The sequence below is a fragment of the Delftia sp. K82 genome, from assembly GCF_002193035.1.
GTDB classification, from domain to species: Bacteria; Pseudomonadota; Gammaproteobacteria; order Burkholderiales; family Burkholderiaceae_C; genus Comamonas; species Comamonas acidovorans.
This window is the reverse complement of sequence record NZ_MYFL01000003.1, coordinates 1,174,947-1,197,221: the sequence shown is the minus strand read 5'-3', so window position 1 is coordinate 1,197,221 and position 22,275 is coordinate 1,174,947. Positions and strand designations below refer to the sequence as shown.

Below are 22,275 nucleotides of genomic sequence, written 5' to 3'. Positions count from 1 at the left end.
GGCGATCGCTGTCCCAGTTACACGATCGCCACCTCGCCAGAGGACGATGCTCCACTCTCGGGGTTCCCTTGACCTTCACTTTCTGAAGGGTCGTTCCTGTGTATGAGTCGGTACAGCAAAGGCAGCACTAAGAGCGTGAGGATCGTTGAGGACAGAATCCCTCCGATCACCACGGTGGCCAGGGGACGCTGCACTTCAGCTCCAGTACCCGTGGCGATGGCCATGGGGACGAACCCAAGTGAGGCGACCAGGGCGGTCATCAAGACCGGCCGCAGCCGGGTCAGGGCTCCCTCAGTCACGGCGTCAGCTACGTTTCGACCCTCTTCACGCAATGTACGGAAGTAGGAGATCATCACCAGGCCGTTGAGCACTGCCACACCGGATAGCGCGATAAAACCCACAGCTGCCGTAATCGACAACGGGATGTCGCGCAGCCATAGCGCCAAGATGCCTCCCGTTAGCGCAAACGGAATACCCGTGAAGACGATGAGGCCGTCACGAACGTTGCCGAACATTGCGAAGAGCAGCACGAACACCATCAAAAGTGCAACGGGTACGACGATCAGAAGTCTCTGTCGAGCGGACTCCAGGTTCTCAAACGTACCTCCCCAACGGGTCCAGTAGCCAGCCGGCAGTTGCAAGCTCTCCAGGCGCTGCTCTGCTTCGCCCACAAAGGACCCGATGTCACGTCCGCGCACGTTTGCGCTGACGACGATGCGTCGTTTCCCATCCTCTCGGCTGACTTGGTTGGGACCAGGCGCCGTCTCAAAGGTCGCAACGGAAGACAAAGGGACGAAGCCAACTCGGCCATCTGCTCCCTTTGGCAAGGCGATGGGAAGGCGGCTCAGCGCTTCCACGTCATTGCGGATGTTCTCCGGCAGGCGCACTTGAATGTCGAAGCGCTTATCGCCTTCGAACACGATCCCCGCTTCTCCTCCGCCCAACGCAACGCTGATGGTGTCCTGTACGTCACCCATGTTCAGCCCATAGCGTGAAGCCTTCTCACGGTCAATTTGAACGGTGAGCATGGGCAGGCCTGTCGTCTGTTCAACCTTAACCTCAGAGGCGCCTTGGATCTGCTGAAGCATCCCTGCCACTGTTTGGGCGTTCTTCTCCAGGACGGCCATGTCGTCACCAAAGATCTTGACGGCGACGTCGCTGCGCACGCCCGAGATCAGTTCGTTGAAGCGAAGCTGAATCGGCTGCGAAAACTCATAGTTGTTGCCTGGCACTCCGTCAGCAGTCTTCTGGATGGCAGCGAGCAGGTCATCGCGTGAACGAGATGGATCTGGCCACTGGTCCTTGGGCTTGAGCATGATGTAGCCGTCGGAGATGTTGGGAGGCATCGGATCCGAAGCGATCTCGGCAGTACCTGTACGAGCGAACACTCGATCGATCTCGGGGAACTCCTTTTTCAGAGTATTTTCGATCTGGATCTGCATCTCCAAGGACTGCGTGAGGCTGGTGCCTGGTATGCGCAGCGCCTGTATGGCGAAATCACCCTCGTTGAGATTAGGAGCGAACTCGCTACCAAGGCGCGTCGCAAGCAGAAGGCTGAGCGCGACCGCCACGCCTGCTGCTGTCAACACCACTGCTGGAGCCGCCATAACGCGGGCAAGCACAGGCGAGTACGCCTGCCGAGCCCAGCCCATGATGCGGTTTTCCTTTTCGGCCACTTTGTCGCCCATGAACAGGGCCACAGCCGCAGGAATGAACGTGATGGACAGCAGCATGGCGCCGGCCAAGGCAATGACCACAGTCAACGCCATGGGATGGAACATCTTGCCTTCCACCCCTGTGAGGGCAAAGATGGGCAGATAGACCACCATGATGATGAGCTGGCCGAAGAGCAACGGACGCCGAGCTTCCTTGGCGGCAGCAAACACTTCATGAAACCGCTCACTGCGAGTCAAGGGGCGGCCGCGCGCTTCTTGCGCATGGGCCAAACGGCGTACACAGTTTTCCACGATCACCACGGCGCCATCGATGATGATGCCGAAGTCGAGAGCTCCCAAGCTCATGAGGTTGGCACTGACTTTGTAGTACACCATTCCGGTGAAGGTGAACAACATGGACAGTGGGATGATCAACGCTGTGATCAGCGCCGCGCGCAGGTTACCCAGGAACAGGAAGAGGATGACCACCACCAGGGCGGCGCCTTCGAGCAAGTTCTTTTTGACGGTGGCAATGGCCTTGTCCACCAGGTTCGTACGGTCGTAGACCGTTACGGCTTTGACGCCTTCGGGCAAGTTGCGGTTAATTTCCCGCATACGAATATCGACGGCCTGGGAAACCTTTCGGCTGTTCTCTCCAATCAGCATGAACACCGTTCCCAGCACTACCTCGCGACCGTTGTCGGTGGCTGCGCCAGTGCGCAGCTCGCGGCCGAGGCCCACTTCTGCCAAGTCACGGATGCGAATAGGCTGACCCTGTGCAGAGCCAACGATGACCTCACGGATGTCTGCGATGCCCTTAACTTGACCAGGCGCACGGATCAAATATTGCTCGCCTTGGCGCTCGATGTAGCCAGCGCCGACGTTTGCATTGTTGCGCTGCAGCGCCGCCACGATGTCGGCCAGTGTGAAGCCGTAGGCAGAGAGCTTCTCAGGAGAGGGCGCGACGAGGTACTCCTTCGCGTAGCCACCAATTGAGTTGATCTCAGTAACGCCTGGCACGTTGCGCAGCTGAGGTTTGATCACCCAATCCTGGATCTCCCGCAAGTCCATAGGAGTGTAGGGAGACCCATCGGGCTTTTTGGCGTTTTCCTCCGCCTCAACGGTCCAGAGATAGATCTCTCCTAGGCCAGTCGATATCGGCCCTAAGGTGGGAGACACGCCGTCTGGCAGGCTCTCTCGGGCCTGTTGCATGCGTTCGCCCACGAGCTGGCGCGCGAAGTAGATGTCCGTGCCGTCCTTGAACACTACGGTAACCTGAGACAGGCCGTAGCGCGACAGCGAGCGCGTCTGCTCCAGGTTCGGCAGTCCAGCCATCACCGTTTCTATCGGGTAGGTGACGCGCTGCTCAGTCTCCAGCGGAGAGTAGCCGGGAGCCTGGGTGTTGATCTGCACCTGGACATTGGTGATGTCGGGCACAGCGTCGATGGCCAGGCGCTGGTAGCTAAAGATGCCCAGTGCTGCCATGCCGAAAACGGCGAGCAGCACAAGCCAGCGCTGCTCAATGGCAAAGCGGATGATGCGTTCAAACATGTAGTTCTCCGGTCCCCGCCTCAATGAGCATGTTCAGCCGTGGCTTTGCCGAGCTCCGCCTTCAGGAGGAAACTCCCTTCGGCCACGTACGCTTGGCCAGGCTTGAGGCCTTCCAAGATTTCCGTATTTTTGGAGTCCGTACGTCCGATTCGAACCGGCTGTGCCCGGAAGCCGCCTTGCACTGGAACGAACACCACTGTCTTTTGGTTTTCGATGCGCTGAATTGCGGTGGACACAACGGTGAGCGCGGCTTCCTGCGAGGATGCTGTGACCTCCACATTCACAAACAGACCTGGGCGCCAGGCACCGTCTGGGTTCGGCAAGGTGATACGGGCTGGGGCAGTTCGCGTGTCCTGTCCGATGAGCGCGCCGACATAGGAGACTTCGCCCGTCGCTGCAGATTCAAATGCTGTCGCGCGAACCGTTGCCTTTTCGCCAACACGCACTGAGGGCAGATCGGGGGCGGAGACTCTCATCTCGGCCCACACAGAACGAAGGTCGGAGATCGTGAAGACTTGCGTGGTGTCCTGAACGGCCTCACCGATAGACAGGTGCTTCTCCACGATCACACCGTCAAATGGTGCCCGTAGTTCGAAGCGATTGAGCCCTGCGCCCGCGCCAGCGCCTGCACCAGTAGCTGCCAACTTTTGCTGAGCGTTGGAGACCGCGATCTCAGCTTCGCGTAGTACCTGTTGGGCCTGCAGATAGTCCTGCTCCGCCGAAACCTTTTCCTCCCAAAGCTGCTTTTCACGCTGATAGGTGGTTCGGGCGAGTGCCAAACGCTTTTGCGCGCCCAACAGTTCGCTGCGCTGCTCCGACACTGCAACGCTGCTCAGAACAGCCAGCAGCTGGCCCTTCTTAACGTTTTGACCTAAGTTGGCTGGCACGCTTTCCGCGACGCCGGCAACGCGGGGTACCACGTGAGCGGTGCGGTCTTCGTTAAAGCGAATCTCTCCAGGCAGTTGCAGCACGCTACGGATAACCGATGGTCCAGCTTGAGCGGCCTTGAGGCCGGCAACCTGGATGCGTTGGGCATCCATCGGGATCAATCCTTCATCTTCGTCATGACCAGCTTCGGCGCCGGGCTTGGCGGAAGCTTCTGGCTTGGCCTTGTTGCCATCGCCCTCTTCATGATGCTCACCATCAGCATGGCCCTTGTCATCGCTGTGGGACTTGGCAGCCTTCTCCCCATGATGTTCTTGATCAGCATGGCCTGCGGCCTCACCATGACCATGCTCCTGGGACTGGGGGGTCTTTCCGCTGGATTCGGGGGAGTTGGAGTTGCCTGATCGCAAAATCAGAGTCGCTGCGAGAACCCCTACAGACAGGATGCTCACAATCGCTATGACGGTTGGCGTACGGCTAGAACTTGAAGAAGAGTTCGTTTTCATTTGGCGGCTCAATGGTTTACTGATCAGCTTGCGATCCGAGCAGACGTTCGAGGTCCGCGACGGCGCTATGGGTGGACAGCAGCTGGCTTAGATACTGGCTACGCGCGTCGAACCATGTGCGCTGTGCGTCCAGAACGTCGAGGTAGCTAAACTTTCCAAGTGAAAAGCCCTTCACGGCTGCTTCATAAGCAGTTTGTGCTGTGGGCAGTACTTGGGTTGATAGCTGTTGTGCAAGGCGACGGCTGGTTTCCAACTGCTCACGGGCTTGAAACACATCTGTCTGCATCTGGACGCGCAGCGCTTGAAGCTTCTCTTCAGCTTGATCGGCAAGGCGCAGTGCTTGGATCTGGTTACCGCGGTTGGTGTCCAGCACCGGAAGTGGTATCGAAATTCCAAAAACAAGTTGGTTACGCCCCACCTCCTGCGCGCGCTTCACACCCAAGCTCAAGGTCGGATCAGGCAAGCGCTTTGCTCGCTCTAGATCTGCTGATGCGCGGCTTTGCTCCAGCGTAGAGCGCGCCTGCCTGATGGATGGGGAGTCCTCCAACTGGGCCAACAATTCCGATGCAGCAGGTGCTTCAGGAGCGATCTCGAAGGTCCCGAGCGCTGGTCCAAAGGAGAAGTCTTGTCCTCCTAGAAGTGCCTGCATCTGCTGCCGAGCAACACGAAGGTCCGACTCCGCTTTACCCTGCTCGAGTTCAGCCCCAGACTCAGCAACCTTTGCCCTGCTTTCTTCAAGCGGAGCTACTTTGCCGGCCGCAACGCGTTTTGCTGCCGCTTCGCGGGCACTCCTAACTATCTCCACTGTTTGCTTGGCAACAGTCACCCGCTCCTGGGCCGCTAAAAGACTGTAGAAAGTTGCGCGCACGTCGGCACGGATGTTTGCACGGGTGGCGGCCACCCCGGCTTGAGCGACGTCACGCCCGCGTTCCGCGATGCGCATGCGTGCGTCTCGCTTGCCTCCGACTTCAACCAACTGATTCCACTGAACGGTTGATGTTTTGGTACGGCTGCGTGTATCTTCTTGAGCGTAGGAGAGCTCGGGGTTGGGGCGAGACTTGCTTTGAAGGACTGCGCCGTCGCTGGCCTCAAGTCCGAACTGAGCCGCACGCAAGCTCGGATGAGTTGCTAAGGCTTGAGCGACCGCGACAGACAATGTCAAGGGCGCCGCCGGTGCTTCGCTTGAGGCCGTTGTGAGGCTGCTTGAGCTCGTGGGTGCGGCGTGGACTAGGCCTGCCCCTACCAACATGCTGACAAGCAAGGTTTGGCAGAAGCTCGTGCGAAGCCTCTCCTTGCCACGTGTGGTTACCAAGATCATGTATGAAACTCCTGCCCGGACAGAATCCATGTTCCTGTCGGTCGCTGTAGTGCCCTGAAATATTTATGCGCAAGCGCAAGGTATGGGCGAAGGGCACTATAGAGGAGCGTTCCCGGCGGCTTCCTGATAATCAGATGACAAATTTATCATCCAAGTGCCAGGGCCCTGGGATCACAATCCGCCCCATGAGAATCCTAATAATTGAGGATGATGAAAAGTTGGTAGACCAGCTTGTCAGAGGGTTGGACGACGAAGGGTTTACTGTAGATTTTGCACTTGATGGGATCTCAGGACTAAATAAGGCGGCTACCCAGGATTTCGATGTAATTATTCTTGATGGCATGCTTCCTGGAATAGATGGCCTTGCTGTTTTAGCGGCTTTGAGACAGTCAAAGCAAACAGCTGTTTTGATGCTCACTGCAAGAGATTCAGTTGAAGACAGAGTGACCGGCTTGAAAAGCGGTGCTGATGACTATATGGTCAAGCCGTTTGCATTTTCCGAATTGGTCGCAAGAATAAAGGTATTGCTCCGCAGGAATCCTTCATTGAGCAGTGCGGTGAATGTTGCGACAATATTGAGAATGCACGACTTGGAAATAGATCTTGCAAGGCAGCGTGCCTTTCGTGCGGGGAAAAAACTCGATCTAAGTGCGAAAGAGTATAGCTTGCTGATATTGTTGATACGTAGACAAGGAGAGGTGATTTCTCGAGCTGAGCTAGCCTCTCAGGTCTGGTCAATAAATTTTGAGTCAGAGTCAAATGTCGTTGAGGTGGCCATTAGAAGGCTAAGAATGAAAATCGATGAGCCGTTCGATAAGCCATTGCTGCACACCATTCGCGGAATGGGCTACATTTTGGAATCAAGATGATTAAACAAGGAAGAGCAAAAAAAGCGACGCGCCCTTTGTCGGCGCGTTTGTCTATTTCTCTGGCTCTGCAAACTATTTTTGGACTAGGAATAGTGTGCGTGGCTGTTTATCTGGTCATATCGCAAACGCTCTATTTGAAGCAAACCGATGCTCTTGATCATAAACAAGTAGCGTTGGAGCGCCTGCTCAATGAGAGTAAGCTACACATAAATACCGAATCGTTGCAGAGTTCACTGTTGGATTTTTTGAGCGGGCACGACGATTTGTCATTGGTGGTGCGAAAATATGGCGTGAATGGGGAGGTTCTTTTTGAACTGCTGCGTCACAGAGAAAATACCATTGAACGCGAGTTCTCTGTGAAAGTTTCAAGTCAAGATTCTAGCCCTCAAGAAATAGCTGTAACACTCATATTGGATCGTGGTCCGGATAATATGATTTTGCGTCATTTGGCATGGACGCTTGGCATCGCAGCTATCGCTAGCACTTTGATTGTTTCTATTTCAAGTATCTGGTTGGTGAAGAAGGGGCTGTCGCCAATTAACCTTTTGATCACACAGACGCGACAGGTATCTGCTCAAAATTTGATAAAGAGATTGGACGATAGCCAGCAGCCTCAAGAGTTGATGCCCTTGATACGGCAAATTAATGACCTCTTGGATAGGTTATCTGTTGCTTACAGGCAGATGGAATCTTTTAACGCGGACGTGGCACATGAGCTGAATACACCTTTGTCAACTTTGATAAGTAGCGCGGAGCTGGCACTACGAAAGCGGAGAACATCGGATGAACTGGTTGATGTCCTATCTTCCAATTTGGAGGATTTGCATAGAATGGCCAGCATCATTGCCGATATGCTTTTCCTCTCAAACGCAGATAGAGGGAATGGTGCTCAGCGAATGGCGGTAAGCAGTCTCGCTGAGCTCGCTCGCGAGGTTATTGAATTCCACGAAGCGTCTCTTCTGGACGCTGGTTTAGAGGTAGCCATACAGGGCGAAGCAAAAGGCATCTTGGATGCGAGCTTATTACGTCGTGCACTTTCGAATCTTTTGGGGAATGCTACGCGCTATGCCTCAAAAGGTAGCAAGATAATTGTTGATATCCGAATGGTTGCTTCTGATCGAAACCCATTCACCATGAATGCACAGCATATCCAATTGACAGTCACTAACGAAGGCCAGACCATAGATCCCTCTCATCTTCCGAGACTATTTGATCGATTTTACAGAGCAGACTCCTCTAGGACGCAGGCTAGAAGTAACCACGGACTAGGACTGGCAATTGTTGCCGCAATTGCCAGGCTGCATCAGGGTAATGTATTCGCAAGATCTGAAGCGGGAGTGACTAGTATTGGGTTGATATTCCCGCAGATCAGTGATGACGCATAATTAATTTTCGTCAGAATATGATGCCCTGAGCGTGAGATGATCGAGATGGTGAAGAATTTTGGGGATAGAGTGTGGCGCGCAATTAAGAAACCGGAACTTGTATTTGCAATAATACTTCTTTCAGTTTTTTCTGCATTAAGTATTGGTCATGAAGGACTGAGGTTGGTAAAGCTACTGGTTTTGTACCTGCCATATTGCTTTCTGATTTTTCTTTTTGCAAAAAATGGAAATCCGTCTTGGATCGGCAAGACCTTCGTTTGGCTTGTGACCTTGGCATTTTATGTGGATGGAATCGCTCGATATTATCTGAGAGAGGCCTATGACGCCGCGCCTGATAGCGCACTTGTTTTAAATGCAGTAGCGAATACCAATCTCCGAGAGGGCATTGAATATGCATTTGCAAATTCAGTGTTGTTGATATGCTTGGGGTTGCTGTTGTTTTTTCTGGCGACCCTTTCTTTGGTTCTCTTGATCTCGGTTGATTCAGCGCCAAGGAGCTACTCGAGGGCTATTTGGTGCATCGTCGTCTTGCTGATGACGTTTAGTTTGGTTGCCCATGTCAATAAGCCCTGGAGGAAGTTGCATCCAATAGTTTTCTGGAAAAACTGGCAGGAGTCTATTTCACTTGTTCAGGCAGAATGGGCAAACCAAGTTGCCATCCGTGAAGAGCAGTTCACGAGAGCGAAGACACTGGCGCCAAAAGTTGAGCGCAAAGGGAGCTCCACAATTGTTCTCGTAATTGCGGATAGTATTAATAGAGATAATTTGGGGATATATGGCTACCCAAGAAATACCACGCCGATGCTCTCGCTAAAGCGGAGGGATGCGGGTAGAAATATGGTGATATTCCGTAATTCTTGGTCATTGGATGCAAGCACAATACCTGCGTTTGAACGGATGTTTTCATTGCAGGCCGCTTCTACTGATAATTCATTGCACCTTTTGGCCATGGCTCGAGCCGCGGGTTATAAGACGTGGTGGGTAAGCAATCATGATGATGTTGCAATTGAATCGCGGCATGCAAGCTATGCAGACATAGTCGAGTTGATCAACCGCACGCCTGGTCGCTCATCATCCTCATTGGATGGCGAGACTCTGAATCTTTTGGAAGAAGCTCTAAAGGATGGGGCGGAGAATAAATTTATTGTTGTGCATTTGCTTGGTGCACATCCTCATTACAGTCTTCGCTACCCGAAAAATGAGAACCCTTTTGATGATACAACTGATGATGTAGATCGGGAGATGGAGGCTAAGCATAGATCATTTTGGGTGCGTGGTTTCAGAGAGCAGTATGACGCCGCACTCTTGTATCATGATTCGGTAATTGCCAAAACACTGGATCTGATGAAAACTTCAGAAAGTAGTTCAGATTATCAGGCCTGGATGTACCTATCTGATCATGGCCAAGAGGTTGGACATCTACTAAATAAGGTTGGTCACAGCCCTTCAACTGAGTCTGGCTATCGTATTCCGACCATAATTTGGCGCAATAAAATTGAGAGTAATAGTCCGGATAACCTTGGTGATAGAGGATTTAGGTCTGACTGGGCCTCTTGGACAATTGCGGATTTACTCTCGCTGCAATGGGAGGGAAAAAGTAGTAAGTTAAATATCCTGGCTGAAGACTATCAATGGATTGCTCCGAAGCTTCCATTTCCGTTGACGGAGGCCACGCCCAGCATGCGACCATGAGCGAACATGAGCGAACATGGTCGTTAGCATGACATTTTTGTCCTGCTCAGATTGGGTGTATGACTCTCGTGTGTGTGAGGTGTGCTTGAGTATGAGGCGGGCGCAGCAAAATTTCGCTCTCTAGCCCCGCTGAAATGAAAGCATCCTTGGCTAGAAACCCTTAAAATTAGCAATTTGCTAGCATGCAAATTTAAGGAACACCATGACATCCGATTACAAGACACTTCTTCAGCAGAAGGCTGAACTTGAAGCCAAGATTGCCCACGCTCTGGCCACAGAAAAGTCTGGCGTGGTCGCCCGCGTGCGCAGCCTGATCGAGGAATTCCACCTGACTCCAGACGATGTGTTCGGAGGCTCCAAACGCAAAGCTTCGGCTGGCGCGGCCAAGTACCGCGATCCTGGTACCGGCGCTACGTGGACGGGGCGTGGCAAGCCGCCCAACTGGATCAAGGATGCTGCGGATCGGACCTCTTTCGAGATCTGACGGGCGGCCAGGAGCACGCGAGCTTGAACGCGTAAACGCCGTGATCGATGGGGTTTGTGCCTTTGGTCGAAATGCCTTCCTGGCCAAGATGGATCGCGAGGTGTGTCGTTCGAGTTCCAGACATTTCGATGAATGGCTCTTTGCTCGATCTCGACATCGCGGTCAGCCTTGATGTCCAGCACTAATCCTGTAGCGAAGGCCAGTGTAATGTGCGCATCAAGACTTAGTCAGCGATGTTGGGTGCCAGTGGCCTAAGCCTGCACAAAGCCCTTGAGCTTGGGATAGAGCGAGTTCGTCGCGGATAGCACGTTCGTCGAAGTGAGTGATCAGATCAAGCATCACCATGCAACGATCCTCCTGGCAATTGAAAGGGTGCTCGAATGATTTCACACCGAACAGCCCATGAGCTCGCCGTCGCCATCCAACAACCCCTCACGCTTGCAGGCCTCGCGAAACGTTTGCCGATTGAAGTCCAGTCTGCCCTGCGCAAGCCACTGAAAGGCAACTTCGTCATACACGAAGCTGCTCTCGCTCACGGGGATTCGGCGTAGATCACGGCTCTCGAGCAGCAAGGCCAGATTTTCCCGATGGCCTTCCAATGACGTGGAGTCCGTATCCAGTGACAAAGTCCGTGGCAGCAGCAGGAGTTCCTGATCATCAATGCTCAGGTGTGCCCCCCAGAGCTCCCTGACCTTGCGGGCGTGTGAATTCAACTGGTCGATACAACACGATGACCGCCTGAAGCTGTCGCTCGGAAGTCTGCCAGTGCCGACCGCTCTTAGCCGAGAACTGCTGCGGCGCGAGACTCGCTCGCAAATGGCCGATCAATCGCCGGGCGGCGATACACCGAACTTCGCACGTAATGCCGCCTCCACCACGACTCGCTCGGCCTTGATGTCGATGTCTTTCGGCACCTGGATGTTCAGGTCCTGCAGCTTTTTTAGTGCGGCCCAGGCTTCGTAGTCGTGGAAAGGGTTCAATCCCATTACGTTCCCGAGCTGCTGGTCTGCAGTACCCACCGCCGGTGAGATCTTGGCGAAATCTGCGATCGCCTTGCTGATATCCCAGTCTCGTCCGAACAGCAGCAATGCTGACAAGGCGAGCACACTGCCCGTGCTCGAACTAGTGTCTTTGACCGCATTCAATGGGGGGTGCGTATGAGCGATGAATTCCGACAAGGCCAGGGTCTTCCTATATTCGGAGGCCAGCACCGTAGGGTTGAAAACTGGCCTGCCGGCGTAGCGCCTGGCCAAGCTCTCCGACCGCTTTCCGCTCGCGCCGAACAGGCCAATGTGCTGGTCTATCAAAGCGCGCATGTTCGCCTGGTGCTGGGGATAGCGGGCTTGAACTAGGCGAGCTGCCTGGGCCCTCCAGTTAAAGTTGGGCAGTTCGGCGATCTCTGGCGTGATCTCTACATCCGTCGGCAAGGCGCCGCGAGCGTGAAATGCGTTCTCCCGCAGTGCATCGATCCACGGATACGTTCGCGGGTCTAGGGAGACCACAAACATCGACTCGACCTTCTTGTTGAAAAACCAATCCCGCATGGAACGAATGGAACCTTGGCTGAAGCTGCCTACCTCGATCCCGGTGCACACAAGATCCCTCACCGCTCGCGTCAGATTCGACCGTGACTCACTGAAAGCTACTAGGGTTTCGGGTACGGCATTCGTCGCATCTGGGTTGGCGTAGTCGCAAAAGGGGTGGTGACCTGGTGTCGTGAATCTGAAGAATGACTGCCTTTTGGGCTTACCGGACTTGCCCGCGACGACGGAACGAACAACCTCGGCCCCTGTCACCGAGCAGTCTGGGCACTTGAGATCAGCGCGAAGATGGGCTCGCCACTCATCAGGAATTCTCTCAACGGACATGTAGGCATGGCCTGTTTCTGCACTAAGTTTTTCCAGAATTTGGTCGACGTCGAACTCGCCGGTGCGAGTAATTGAGAAGGCTGTTAGCGTCATTGCTCTCCCTTCGCGGAAATATTAGCTCAACGAAAAATAGACGATCGCCACTTGAGTCGATAGCGAGCCTGCGGGCGGCACTCGGTGAACCCCCTTTCTTGGCTGATTCCAACTGACTCCCTTCCAGCCACTACGGGGCACCGAAGGATAGAACGGTAACATGGTTGACGCTGGATCCAACGTGCAGCAACAGACCAGCTTACACAGTACCGATAAATGAGAGCCCGAGCACGATTTTTGCCAGATATACCTCAGCGACAAGAGAAAGGGAATTCTCTCATAATCTTCCAGCCTCTTTCCAGTGACGCGGTAACCACCACCATGTCGTAAGAATCAAAACAGCGATCAACGCCGCAGCTATGCTGCCCACGAAATGACCAAATATGGTTGAAAGAACAAGTTGTGTGCCTGATATCAGCGCGATAGCAAGCGTTACCGCGCCCGCCAGAATCTGACGAGATGCAAATGTTTTGAAGCGAGGTCTGTCAATCAGCGGTCGAATTAGTCGATGCTGGACGGCGGTTGCACTTAGTAGTATCAAGCTCATCACTGCCAAGAGGAATGTCGCCAAGAATACCCATTTTTCCGTGTAAGCGATTGCATCGAATCTTGGCATGAAAGGTACTGTTATCAAAAATGCGGACAGTAGCTGTGAGCTAGGAAGTAGAATGCGGAGTTCTCCAAGTAGATCTGTCAAATCTCCATCGTTGTTTATTTCAGACATTTCTTTGTCTGCATGTGTTTGATTGTGTTCAGATTTCATTAAAAATACATCCTATTTTGCAACTGATAATTTTTCTTGGGTACGTTTTTTGGTTTTATAAGGTGATCATCAAACCCACTATTTCTTGCATTTTCGTCACGCCAGTGTCATTTTCTCGTAATTTAGGGTAAAGCCTCTGTTGTATTTTTTGAAAATGGTGGTCAACTTGGGTCTCCCTTCAGTGCCACTTCAATGTGGCCGAAGATCCCCATCATTTCTGTAGGGTACTGAGTTCTGTTGATTTGAAATTTATTATTTCGCGAATCGCCTCGCGAACGTGAAATTTCACAATTTATTTCATGATTACATATTTGTAGTCATTGCACAAATTCGCTCTTCGTAAGGTCGCCGATACCCGGGTAACCGAGCCACTTGCATGCAAAGCAACGCGAGAAACCGATCTGCAGGAGGGTGAATTGGTCCATGACCATCAGCCGCTTACCCTTGGCGAGGGGATTTCTCCGCTGACTGATCACGTCCTCCGTGTTCAGGCGCAGAGTAGGATGCAAATCCAGCACATGAAAGCTGTTCGCAACTGCCTCCTACAGCTCTAGCTGTACTGTTCAGAACCGGTGCTGCTTGAGCTGGTACCGGTTTCGATGACACCTTGTTATTGCACATGAAACCGGCAGCAGCCCAGTATCATCCAGGCCGTTGATGGGTTGTCTGATCAAGTCGGACGCAAGCGCGCGATGCTGCCAATCAAGAATTCATCATCGCTTTCTGCCCGCGTGACTTTCGTCGGCTTGGCGCTGGCGGGGCGGCCATCCCGCAGACTTTGAAGACGCACAGTCTTAATGTCGGAAATGTTATAGGCGCGGATGAGACGGGGCATCTCCACACGATTCGCCGCCGCTTGCTCCGACAAGGCCAACTTCCCCGCATCTGGTCGGCACAACGTAGGCTTTATGTGGTCGCGATACCGGGCCTGGGCTCCCGTCGCATCGTGGGCTGGTCGATGCTGGTGAGTTGTCCTCATCACTGAAATTTCAACGGCCGACAGTACGACCGCGCATTTCAGGATCCACTGCTCAAGCGCTTGCAGACCGCAAGGCTGCTCAGCTTGAGCGCCCGCCTACCAGCAGGCCCATGGAACATGGGGAACGGGTGAAATAGCCAAATACTTAGCCGCAATGAGTTCCTTGGTTTTGCATAAAATCTCATAAAAATCATGGGCTTACACTGTTTTAGTGATCCGCAAATTTAGGCGCAATCTTTCACGCTCAGAGGCCTTTCATGCTGTCGCACTTTGCCTTAATTGCTGCCGTAGTTGATGTCGCACTTCCGGGTCGGAAAGCCCGGTGGTGCCGTCACAAGCTACCAAGTTGCTGATAGCGAGCGGAGGCCAGTCCTCAATGTCATCGTCCAGGGCGATCCAGTGGCGCGGTTTTCTCCGCTGCACGTCTGCCAAGATCTGCATGCCTCGCGGGGTGCTCTGGAACGACGCTAGGTTCCAAGGATCAGCCCCATGGACACGCTTGTGGTATGTGCCGCCGATGAATCGCGCGCGCAGTCGCTCAGGCAGCCGCTGAAGCGTCTTGGCGTAACCTGGGCGAATGCACCAGGTGCTGCTCAGCACCAAGGCCACAGAGGGATATGGCGCCAGTTCCTCTTCCAGAATGGGAAGCCACTCAAACAGCGCATGGCCAGGAGCTTGGTATGGGCTCATGTAGATGCCCTTGCGGGGATGCCAGAGTACCTTCTCATGGTGGACTACGCCATCAAGGTCCAAGTACAGGATCACATCCGCGCTGCGAGGCGTGGATGCCGGTACATAGGGCGCGTTGTGACCAGAAGTCATCGCATGTGCGTCACGCATAAGGGTAGCTGTTAGGCGGAGTCTGTAGCGGATGGTTGCGCGCTAGACCCATGCTACCAAGATCCTTCATAACATCCAGGGGCAGCCGGCAGCCGGCAGCCGAATACCGGGACGGCGTTCACGAGTCAGTCGCTCAGCCAAGCACTCTTATCAAAGCCCTGCAGATTTCCAGGCTCTTGGGCCGTGTGCTGGATGATCGCGGTGAGGGCCATGATGCCGTTCTCTGAACGTCAGATGGAAAGAAAGCAATCACTATCGCTATTCGCTTCCCGAATGCCTTTCTTGACGTGCTCGAGAAGCGCGTTCAGAGCATCGATCAGTTTGGCCAGGACGCAGTAAGCGGCGCTTTCTGGATCGCATGGCGATGCGCCAAGTCACCTCTCACTTAGTTTCAGGCCGTTTGACAACACTTTGATAGTCGGCATCAGCATAGACCTCCCGGTCGCTTCAACTAAAATCGCTGAGAAAATCTCCTCTCCAACAAAGAGCTAGGAATTTCAAAATATTCGTGAGGAAGAACTCCAAATTTTCTCATTGTCTCCAAGTAAGCAAGTGGTCGTCTTTTATCCGACTGATCCGAGTACACTGAGCGGTGAAGCAGAGCGGCCAACACCGCACGGCCATTCATTAAGAAAACCCGCTCTGCAGAGGTAAGGAGATCGTCGGCTACCGGATGGAAGATTTTTCCTAGCCCTGAAGATAGCGGATTAGCACACTGCAAACAGTATTGCAAAGTAGCGACGCCTTGCTTATCCGGCCCCGCGTTAATCATTGTATCTGGGAGAGTGACAGGTGCGCTGCAGTGAGCGCAGACGTCCTCTAGCAAGCAGTCGTGAACAGGACACCATCGCCACGCTTTAAAACGCCAATGCAGCGGGAAAAATTTACAACCAGGCTCTTCCAGACAAAGTGGACAGTATCTGTAGCGGGCTTTACGGCATTCAGTCCACAGTAGAAAATTATGCCCTAATGGATCAAGACTTCGCAGCCCAGCAAAGATGTGCTCCGCGAGCGCAAAGGATGACGCGGGCAACCCAGAGACTCTAGAAATCTTACAAATCGCGCCTCCAAAAACTGTTATGTCTGGGTCGCATCTAGTTGGAACTCCAAGATGTGACTTCAAGCTCGGTAAATTTACAGCCTGACTTAGCGCGGCGCGTGTAAGCCAGGATGCCGGGCTTTCGCCACAGCAAGTATCGGGCACACCAACCAATTTCATAGAGTTTCCTCGAACAGGCTCTTCTGCCCGAGTGCCGCGTGCCGGGATTTCAGCTGTTCAAGCTCACGTCGGCCGAAGATGGAGCCGTACATACCCAGTGCTATGCTTCTGTCCTGCGGTGTGACAGGATGGACAATGACTTTGATGAATGCGGCAGCCGCGACTACCGGAGCAAGTTTTTCACCGGCGTATGGATACTCGTTGGACCAAGCTTGAAGGCGCACCAAGCCTCGTGCAGCGATGGCTTTTGCATAGCCAGGTGATAGGCACTTGGCGAGCGCTCCTGCGCTTGTGGCAGCCCATGGACCATGGAGCAAGCCAAAAGCATACAGTGTGTGTATCAGACCATCCATGGATAACAAACCTATGCAAGGATGCAAGCTAAATTCCGCGAGTACTTGCGACAGTTGTTGCCTGTAGAAAACCCCATCAAGCAACCGCTGCACCTGCAGCTGTTTTCCATCTGCGACAGAGGTACCGGTTCGGCCAAGATGATGTCCACAGTGACCCCATTCCACTGATCTGCGGTCCCATCGAACTGCAGATCCGCAGCGAAGGCACTTGTCAGTGAAACCAAGCCCATGCTTAACACAGCAACTCGACAGGCCAATGTCCCAATGCGCTTTGAGATAGCCACTTTCCTGTATGCATAGAGCGCATAGCTGAGGACGGCTCATCCTCAGCAGCCCAGCAACTCTGAAAACATGCCCGTAGCATCGTCTAGGCACTCCAGGTGCAACGGTAGCAGCAATGGGAAGCCTGTAAGCAAGCCTTGAAGCATCCACACCAAGCAATGGGGCCAGTTTTTGTGCATGGACCGCATTGAACCTTACAGAGCGCCCTATACCCAACATCTTTCGTAGCAAGTGCAACTTGCCTCCATTGGTAGTCACGACACGCAGGCAGAAACCAAGACCAGATTCATCATCGAATAACTCTTGGCAAAATGGAAAGGGAAGATCAAACAAACGGATTACCTCGCACTGCCCCCGCACCAAAAACACCTTGAAAACCACGCTGGAGCGCTTTTCTATCCACTTGCCGATCATTGGAGTCGTAAGCAATGAGGACTGCCTCGGTAACTAAGCGCTTGAAAGCGCGTAGATTTCCCTCGCTGGCCATGTGCAAACGCATAGCCATCTGCACATCATTCATACAGGTCAGATCGAAAGATTGACATTGTTTAACGAATCCCCGAACAAATCCCACCCAATTCGCATCAGCGATGAAGTTATCCATACTCTCACGGCCACTAACGCGTGATGAAAGGTGGGGCGCCACCTCAGGCAAGTTGTCGAGTTCAGAAGTGCCAGCTAGAACCAGACTCAATTTACATTCGTCCACCAGCTCTCTAAGAAACTCGGTAGCATCGTTCTCCCATTCGTTGCTCATCTCGGAGCGCCGCTGATACAGCAGGTGCTGAGCCTCATCGAGCCAGATCAGCCTCGTTTTGTAGTTCTTGAGAGCGTCGAACAGGAGAGATCTACGCATGTACAGCTGCCGTGCTGAGCCCGAATTAAATGGGTAGCGGATCGCGTTGAGGATGGCTTGGACAAGGTGAGATGTCCTTGGCTTATTCTGCACCCGAACACTAATAGCAGCCATACCTTGCGCAAAAAGAGCTGAATTCGGCAATGATGCACGAAAATACTCAAAAGATGCCGTTTTTCCGACACCCGAAGGACCGACCAGTCGCATTCCCTGTGGCATATTAAACTCAGTGCCTAGCTGAAATAGCCTGTCGAGCGACGTGAGTGCTTGAACTGCAGCAGGAAATAGCACAAATGTCCGATCAACAGATTTTGCCACACGCAATGCATTAACCGAATATGTAGCCAACCTGCGTGCCTCAAGAAGTTCATCATCAGAAGCAATCGCATCGAATTGCATCGACTGATCAAAGTATTTATTTTTACCGCTATTTTCCATAGTCAAAATGAAAATGTTTCAAATTGCGGAATGTCTTTCTCAGACAACTTGTATTCCGACTCTGACAGCAACTGAGTTGCGCTCGTCTCCTTCGAGACGGATTGTGCGGAGCTTGGAGACATCACTTTGTGTGAAGTCAGGTCGGCATACCGTCCCGCCGTCAACGCGTCAACTCGGCCTCGCCGACTCGTTGCATCGAGCCAGTGGTCGTGCAAACGCTGCCGGGCGCGTGCAAGTGAGTCCATACGATCGACGGACTGAAGGTCTTCTTTAGCGAACTTTCTAATCAAGCGATGTTGATTGAAACTAAGGCCACTAGCATATTGCGGCCAACGACACTGCGCTTCATGCCATGTCACACCATCTGGATCTAAAAAATGCAATGTGGAAATATCATCAGGATCCCATTTGCACAAGAGCTTCAATTTACTTCCATGCCTCTTGAAAACGTCTTTAAACGCATAGCTACCGTAGGGCAATCCAGTGAATTCAATTCCGCCCTGATTCACAGTCAGCATCCTGGACATACCTGCTGCTAGCCGTAGCTGATCTAACGTCCCAGGATAGCGTGCTGGTGGCACACGTTCAATTCCTTCTTGAAACAAAGTAAAAGGAGTCGCCATCTTTCGCCAATTTGGCTGATGCGGATATACATCGACAACAAACATCAGCAGACCGTTAATCAAATCTGTGAAGGTGATCGCAGCATCTTTGTAGGGGTCTATCCTTAGTATGCTGCCTACAGACTTTGTCACGCGACCCTTGGTCAAAGTCAATGTATTTAGCGTGCTAAAAAACCGCTCTACGTGAGGTTTCAGCCAAGGCGTACGAACACGGCAAAACATCAAGTCTACGCCGAGACTCATTGCCATCGTTTTGAAGCCAAATGAATGAAATTCAAGACCGTTATCTATTACCCATTCGTCACCCAACCCGCAAGATAGCCATTCATTCTCCAACTTCAACGATTTAATCATGTCTGCTTTAGGTTGCAATGCATTGCGAACCACTCCGCAAACTGATGTTAGCCCCGGCCCATAAAAGGAGATGTAAAATCCAAGAATATAGCCAGAGAAAGCATCAATCATCACTGTTAGCGTGGGCCTCCCTAGGGGGAGGCCTGTTCTGTCACAGATCACAACCCAATTGAGTGGCGTATGGTCGATTTCCACTTTCTGATAGGGATAGGTAGCCACTCCCTCAGGGAACGCGCTGCGACACTGCATTCGCGCTTGCGTGGGGCCCTGTCGCGAGGCGATCCTGTGATAAAAATCTACGTCTTTGATACGGCGTGCCACTGTTTGGTAACTCACCGCCGCTTCGTCTGACTGCAGAATTCCCTGCTGATAAGCACGCTTGAGTGCGATTTCCAGCTGCCTGTGAGCATGCTTGATTGATTGCTGTTTCGTCGTGAAGTACTCGCGCTTGAGCACTTGCCAAACGATCTTTTCAGCCTCGTTCCTCAGTCGCTTGACCCTCTTTCCCACCCTGTGCTTATCAACAATAGCCAGCGGGTTGTTGCCGCTCCTTTCATAGTTTCGCACCCACATCATTACTGCAGATGCAGAGGGTGCTTTCTCCCCTCTAAATTCGGCAAATTTTTTTATGGCCAGCGCCACCTTTGCACGTTGTCCCTTCGAAATGCGTAAACGCCTCAATTGCTTGATGTACGCAAGACGCTGCTCTAACCCTTTGCGTTCGTGCTCTGTCAGTGAAGCCAAGTCAACGAGCGCTGGCCACAGATCGGGCCCGCGGGGTACCGGTTCTGAGCTATGTTTAATGAGCTGATATTTGCCATCGTGAAACCCGCTCACCAGTTGAGCCGCTGTGGCCGTAAAGGATCTACGAGTGATGACATCCTCAATCAGGTACTCGCTTTTGTCGAGTTCACGGACCAGCTCAAGCGTTCGTTGACCCTGCCTAAATGTCAAGCCAGCGACCAAACTGAAGTGCATGGCACGCTCCTTCCTCACCAACATTCGGCAAGTACACCAAGTCCTTAGATTCATAGCGCAGATCAGCGCCAAGCATCAGTTGCCTATGGGCTACCAGATACAAAATCACTTCAAGGGGCACGCCAGCCTCTCGGAGCGACATGATGCTCACGGTACCGCCAGCCTCTGCAACCATGGTTTTAGCCAACTGCTGGTCAGCAAGTCGGCAGACACCTTTCGCGTAGCGCCTGATGATCAATGCTCTCTCCATCAAGCCGCCATGCCGAAGCCTCGTGTCTCGAACAACGAAGAACAGCATTCCACGCTCCGCGAGCTGGCGTCGTGCGTGAGCGAACAACTCCTGGTAGGAGTCCACGAATTTTTCGGGCTTGACCTCGACGACAGCACAGGACCCATCTGCAAACTTCACCGCAAAGTCTGGGGTGTAGCTTGATGCTTTCAGGCTGAGCTTGAAAGGCTGCGCTTTGATAGCCCTGGTCAAGGTGAACAAAGCCGCACAATGCACAAAGTCGCGCTCGACAGACGAATCCGCCTCGATGGCTTCGTCTTGCAGGTGAGGAAGGTTTAGCAAGCGCACGGTGTGCGCGGGCGAGCGATGCACCACCTTGCGGGTAGCAGGTTGCATGTTTTCTCCAGACAACAGAATATCCTCCAACCTCATGCTTGAGGTCGGATTTTCTTGACAACCGGAGAGTGCTGGGTAGACTTAAGTTTGCGGCTGATATTTTTATCAGCACTCTGGCCGGTCAATTTCTTCGGGGATTGATCGGTTTTTTTTATGTCATGGGACGCTCCTGTAGCAGTTTTTGTTGGCGCCGATGAAGGTGAACATCGTTCACAAAGGCAGGGATGACCTCGACCTTGGGATGCTCAAGCATGCCCAAGGCGATGGCGATTTCGTAACTTTTCCCGCGCGACGCCTTACTTTTGCCTGCCAGAACGGCGTACACCAGTGCCACAGAGAATCCGCGTGCGAGCGCCCACTCTCTGACGGAGACACCGTGCAAAAGGAACTGTTCTCTGATCACTGACGATGCTTGTTTCACTTTTTCTCCAACTTCCTTCAATTCTATGCAAATTTTTCAAAACTTATAGAAGATCATGAAGTCGAAGATATCAAACATAAGAGATGGGGTAGCTACAAGACTGCGTGAAGCACGAGAACTTTTAGGCCTCAAACAAGCGGAGCTCGCAACCCTGACGGCCATCAGCCGCTCAACGCAGATTGCCTACGAAAAAGGCACTACAGAGCCCACAACTGGATACTTACAAGCAGCGCAGCGGGCTGGACTCGACATCGACGCAGTTCTGTTTGGACCGAGGGAAGAGATTGATCATGCGGCTCCTCCCCCAGCGCGCGGACAACCTGACTGGGTACTCATCCAAGAGTGCTGCGACACAGTGGACTTCTTCTGTCTACGCTTTGCGCCGACCTGTCCGGCCAGCTATCGCTGGAAGCTGATCAGGCAGCTGTATGAGGCGCTTTCTGCTGCACTCTTGCAGGAGCCAGAAGCACCACAACCACCGTCTTTAGAGGTACTTAGCAAGCTGTGGGCCGACTATGGAAAGTGATGTGCACCTGAGCGTAGAGGCGCAGAAGTTGTGGAACGCGACCCTGAAGTCTTTGAAACAGATGCGTGATCCGCGCAAGTCCATGCAGGACGTGATGAGCTTTCACGCGGCCTCCGTGGCGTTCTATGTGCCTAGCGCCAAGCTCTCTTCCAAGCAGTGGATCCGTCGTCCTCTTGCATGCTGGCGACTTAAAAAGCTGCAACATGACCTGAAGGTCGCTCCAACACCACTGCTACTTGCCAAGGCCGATGACCTGCTGAGCAGCATCGAATTTAATTCGCGACGCCTAGTCCCGTCGCAACGGCACCGGATTCGGCAGGCCTGCGTTCGCAAATCCATGGCGCCGCGCACCATGCACCTTGCGTTCACTGCAGCAGGAATTTTCCAGACAGCAAACAAAGTTCACATGTACAGCCTCCCAAATTGGCTGCATGTCTGCGCAGGCGCGCTTCGCAATGTCGTAGGTGCTCTGATACCGATACTGCTACTGGGGACAGCGTGGTCCATCGTTGCCAACGGACAGCTCGTACGAGAGACTTTTGTCCTGGGATTTTTGACCATCTACACAGGTTGGATGACATGGGCGCTGAACGTGATCGGCCCTCAATGGCAACACGCCCAGAACATCCGTATGCAACTGGGCCTGCAGCAGATCTGCAACACCTGAGAGATGCTGCGTACGGCGTGCGAGGACATAGATCATCCATGAAAG

At 53.1% G+C, this 22,275-nt stretch carries 19 protein-coding genes and 1 pseudogene; 6 read left to right on the top strand and 14 right to left on the bottom strand.

The window, feature by feature from the left end; genetic code table 11:
• Nucleotides 1-17: 17 nt before the first annotated feature.
• Genes KDK82_RS22230 through KDK82_RS22220 form a run of 3 tightly spaced genes read right to left on the bottom strand, consistent with a single transcriptional unit; the run spans nt 18 to nt 5,915 of the window.
• Nucleotides 18-3,206, bottom strand: a complete 3,189-nt coding sequence (locus tag KDK82_RS22230; protein WP_012203644.1) for an efflux RND transporter permease subunit — start codon at nt 3,204-3,206, stop codon at nt 18-20.
• A gap of 20 nt (nt 3,207-3,226) precedes the next feature.
• Nucleotides 3,227-4,597 carry an efflux RND transporter periplasmic adaptor subunit gene (locus KDK82_RS22225; protein WP_012203643.1) on the bottom strand — a complete coding sequence of 457 codons (1,371 nt, stop codon included), beginning with the start codon at nt 4,595-4,597 and terminating at the stop codon, nt 3,227-3,229.
• 16 nt (nt 4,598-4,613) lie between these two features.
• Entirely contained in the window at nt 4,614-5,915 is a 1,302-nt protein-coding gene (locus KDK82_RS22220; protein WP_016453760.1) for a TolC family protein, read from the bottom strand.
• Between the two features lie 185 nt (nt 5,916-6,100).
• Here KDK82_RS22220 and KDK82_RS22215 point away from each other — a divergent pair, with 185 nt between their 5' ends.
• The 4 genes from KDK82_RS22215 to KDK82_RS22200 all read left to right on the top strand — a co-directional run bounded on the left by KDK82_RS22215 (nt 6,101) and on the right by KDK82_RS22200 (nt 10,345).
• The gene (locus tag KDK82_RS22215) at nt 6,101-6,784 is read left to right on the top strand and encodes a response regulator (protein WP_012203641.1); all 684 of its coding nucleotides are present in this window, start codon (nt 6,101-6,103) and stop codon (nt 6,782-6,784) included.
• Entirely contained in the window at nt 6,781-8,169 is a 1,389-nt protein-coding gene (locus KDK82_RS22210) for a heavy metal sensor histidine kinase (protein WP_012203640.1), read from the top strand. Before KDK82_RS22215 ends, KDK82_RS22210 begins: the two co-directional genes overlap by 4 nt.
• 36 nt (nt 8,170-8,205) lie before the next feature.
• Nucleotides 8,206-9,861: a phosphoethanolamine transferase gene (locus tag KDK82_RS22205; protein ID WP_012203639.1), complete on the top strand. Its 1,656-nt coding sequence runs from the start codon at nt 8,206-8,208 to the stop codon at nt 9,859-9,861.
• 202 nt (nt 9,862-10,063) lie between these two features.
• Complete coding sequence (locus tag KDK82_RS22200; protein WP_012203638.1) at nt 10,064-10,345, top strand: H-NS family nucleoid-associated regulatory protein; 282 nt, start codon at nt 10,064-10,066, stop codon at nt 10,343-10,345.
• Nucleotides 10,346-10,731: 386 nt separating this feature from the next.
• Here KDK82_RS22200 and KDK82_RS33275 read toward each other — a convergent pair whose 3' ends face one another.
• The 11 genes and pseudogenes from KDK82_RS33275 to KDK82_RS22145 form a co-directional block, all read right to left on the bottom strand.
• A complete protein-coding gene (locus KDK82_RS33275; protein WP_012203637.1) occupies nt 10,732-11,058 on the bottom strand; it encodes a hypothetical protein in 327 nt (108 codons plus the stop codon).
• 111 nt (nt 11,059-11,169) lie between these two features.
• The gene (locus KDK82_RS22190; protein WP_012203636.1) at nt 11,170-12,306 is read right to left on the bottom strand and encodes a hypothetical protein; all 1,137 of its coding nucleotides are present in this window, start codon (nt 12,304-12,306) and stop codon (nt 11,170-11,172) included.
• A gap of 277 nt (nt 12,307-12,583) precedes the next feature.
• Complete coding sequence (locus tag KDK82_RS22185; protein ID WP_012203635.1) at nt 12,584-13,069, bottom strand: DUF6328 family protein; 486 nt, start codon at nt 13,067-13,069, stop codon at nt 12,584-12,586.
• Nucleotides 13,070-14,303: 1,234 nt separating this feature from the next.
• The gene (locus KDK82_RS22175; protein ID WP_012203634.1) at nt 14,304-14,888 is read right to left on the bottom strand and encodes an HAD domain-containing protein; all 585 of its coding nucleotides are present in this window, start codon (nt 14,886-14,888) and stop codon (nt 14,304-14,306) included.
• A gap of 451 nt (nt 14,889-15,339) precedes the next feature.
• Nucleotides 15,340-16,107, bottom strand: a complete 768-nt coding sequence (locus tag KDK82_RS33485; RefSeq protein WP_016453758.1) for a TniQ family protein — start codon at nt 16,105-16,107, stop codon at nt 15,340-15,342.
• Nucleotides 16,104-16,460, bottom strand: coding sequence for a hypothetical protein (locus KDK82_RS33270; RefSeq protein WP_012203632.1), 357 nt, complete (start codon nt 16,458-16,460; stop codon nt 16,104-16,106). Before KDK82_RS33270 ends, KDK82_RS33485 begins: the two co-directional genes overlap by 4 nt.
• A gap of 234 nt (nt 16,461-16,694) precedes the next feature.
• Nucleotides 16,695-17,156 (bottom strand): annotated as a pseudogene (locus tag KDK82_RS33480) (TniQ family protein); the annotation flags it as partial.
• Complete coding sequence (locus KDK82_RS22160) at nt 17,068-18,036, bottom strand: TniB family NTP-binding protein (RefSeq protein ID WP_012203631.1); 969 nt, start codon at nt 18,034-18,036, stop codon at nt 17,068-17,070. The gene KDK82_RS22160 and the pseudogene KDK82_RS33480, both read right to left, overlap by 89 nt.
• A gap of 2 nt (nt 18,037-18,038) precedes the next feature.
• Nucleotides 18,039-19,991, bottom strand: a complete 1,953-nt coding sequence (locus KDK82_RS22155) for a DDE-type integrase/transposase/recombinase (protein WP_012203630.1) — start codon at nt 19,989-19,991, stop codon at nt 18,039-18,041.
• Entirely contained in the window at nt 19,957-20,616 is a 660-nt protein-coding gene (locus tag KDK82_RS22150; protein ID WP_016453756.1) for a TnsA endonuclease N-terminal domain-containing protein, read from the bottom strand. Before KDK82_RS22150 ends, KDK82_RS22155 begins: the two co-directional genes overlap by 35 nt.
• Nucleotides 20,617-20,767: 151 nt before the next feature.
• Nucleotides 20,768-21,037, bottom strand: a complete 270-nt coding sequence (locus KDK82_RS22145; protein ID WP_126313170.1) for a DNA-binding protein — start codon at nt 21,035-21,037, stop codon at nt 20,768-20,770.
• Nucleotides 21,038-21,092: 55 nt separating this feature from the next.
• Between KDK82_RS22145 and KDK82_RS22140 the strand changes: the two genes are divergently transcribed.
• Together KDK82_RS22140 and KDK82_RS22135 are read left to right on the top strand one after the other, a co-directional pair.
• Nucleotides 21,093-21,563, top strand: a complete 471-nt coding sequence (locus tag KDK82_RS22140) for a helix-turn-helix domain-containing protein (protein ID WP_012203628.1) — start codon at nt 21,093-21,095, stop codon at nt 21,561-21,563.
• 1 nt (nt 21,564) lies between these two features.
• Nucleotides 21,565-22,230, top strand: coding sequence for a hypothetical protein (locus KDK82_RS22135; RefSeq protein WP_225971061.1), 666 nt, complete (start codon nt 21,565-21,567; stop codon nt 22,228-22,230).
• Nucleotides 22,231-22,275 lie beyond the last annotated feature (45 nt).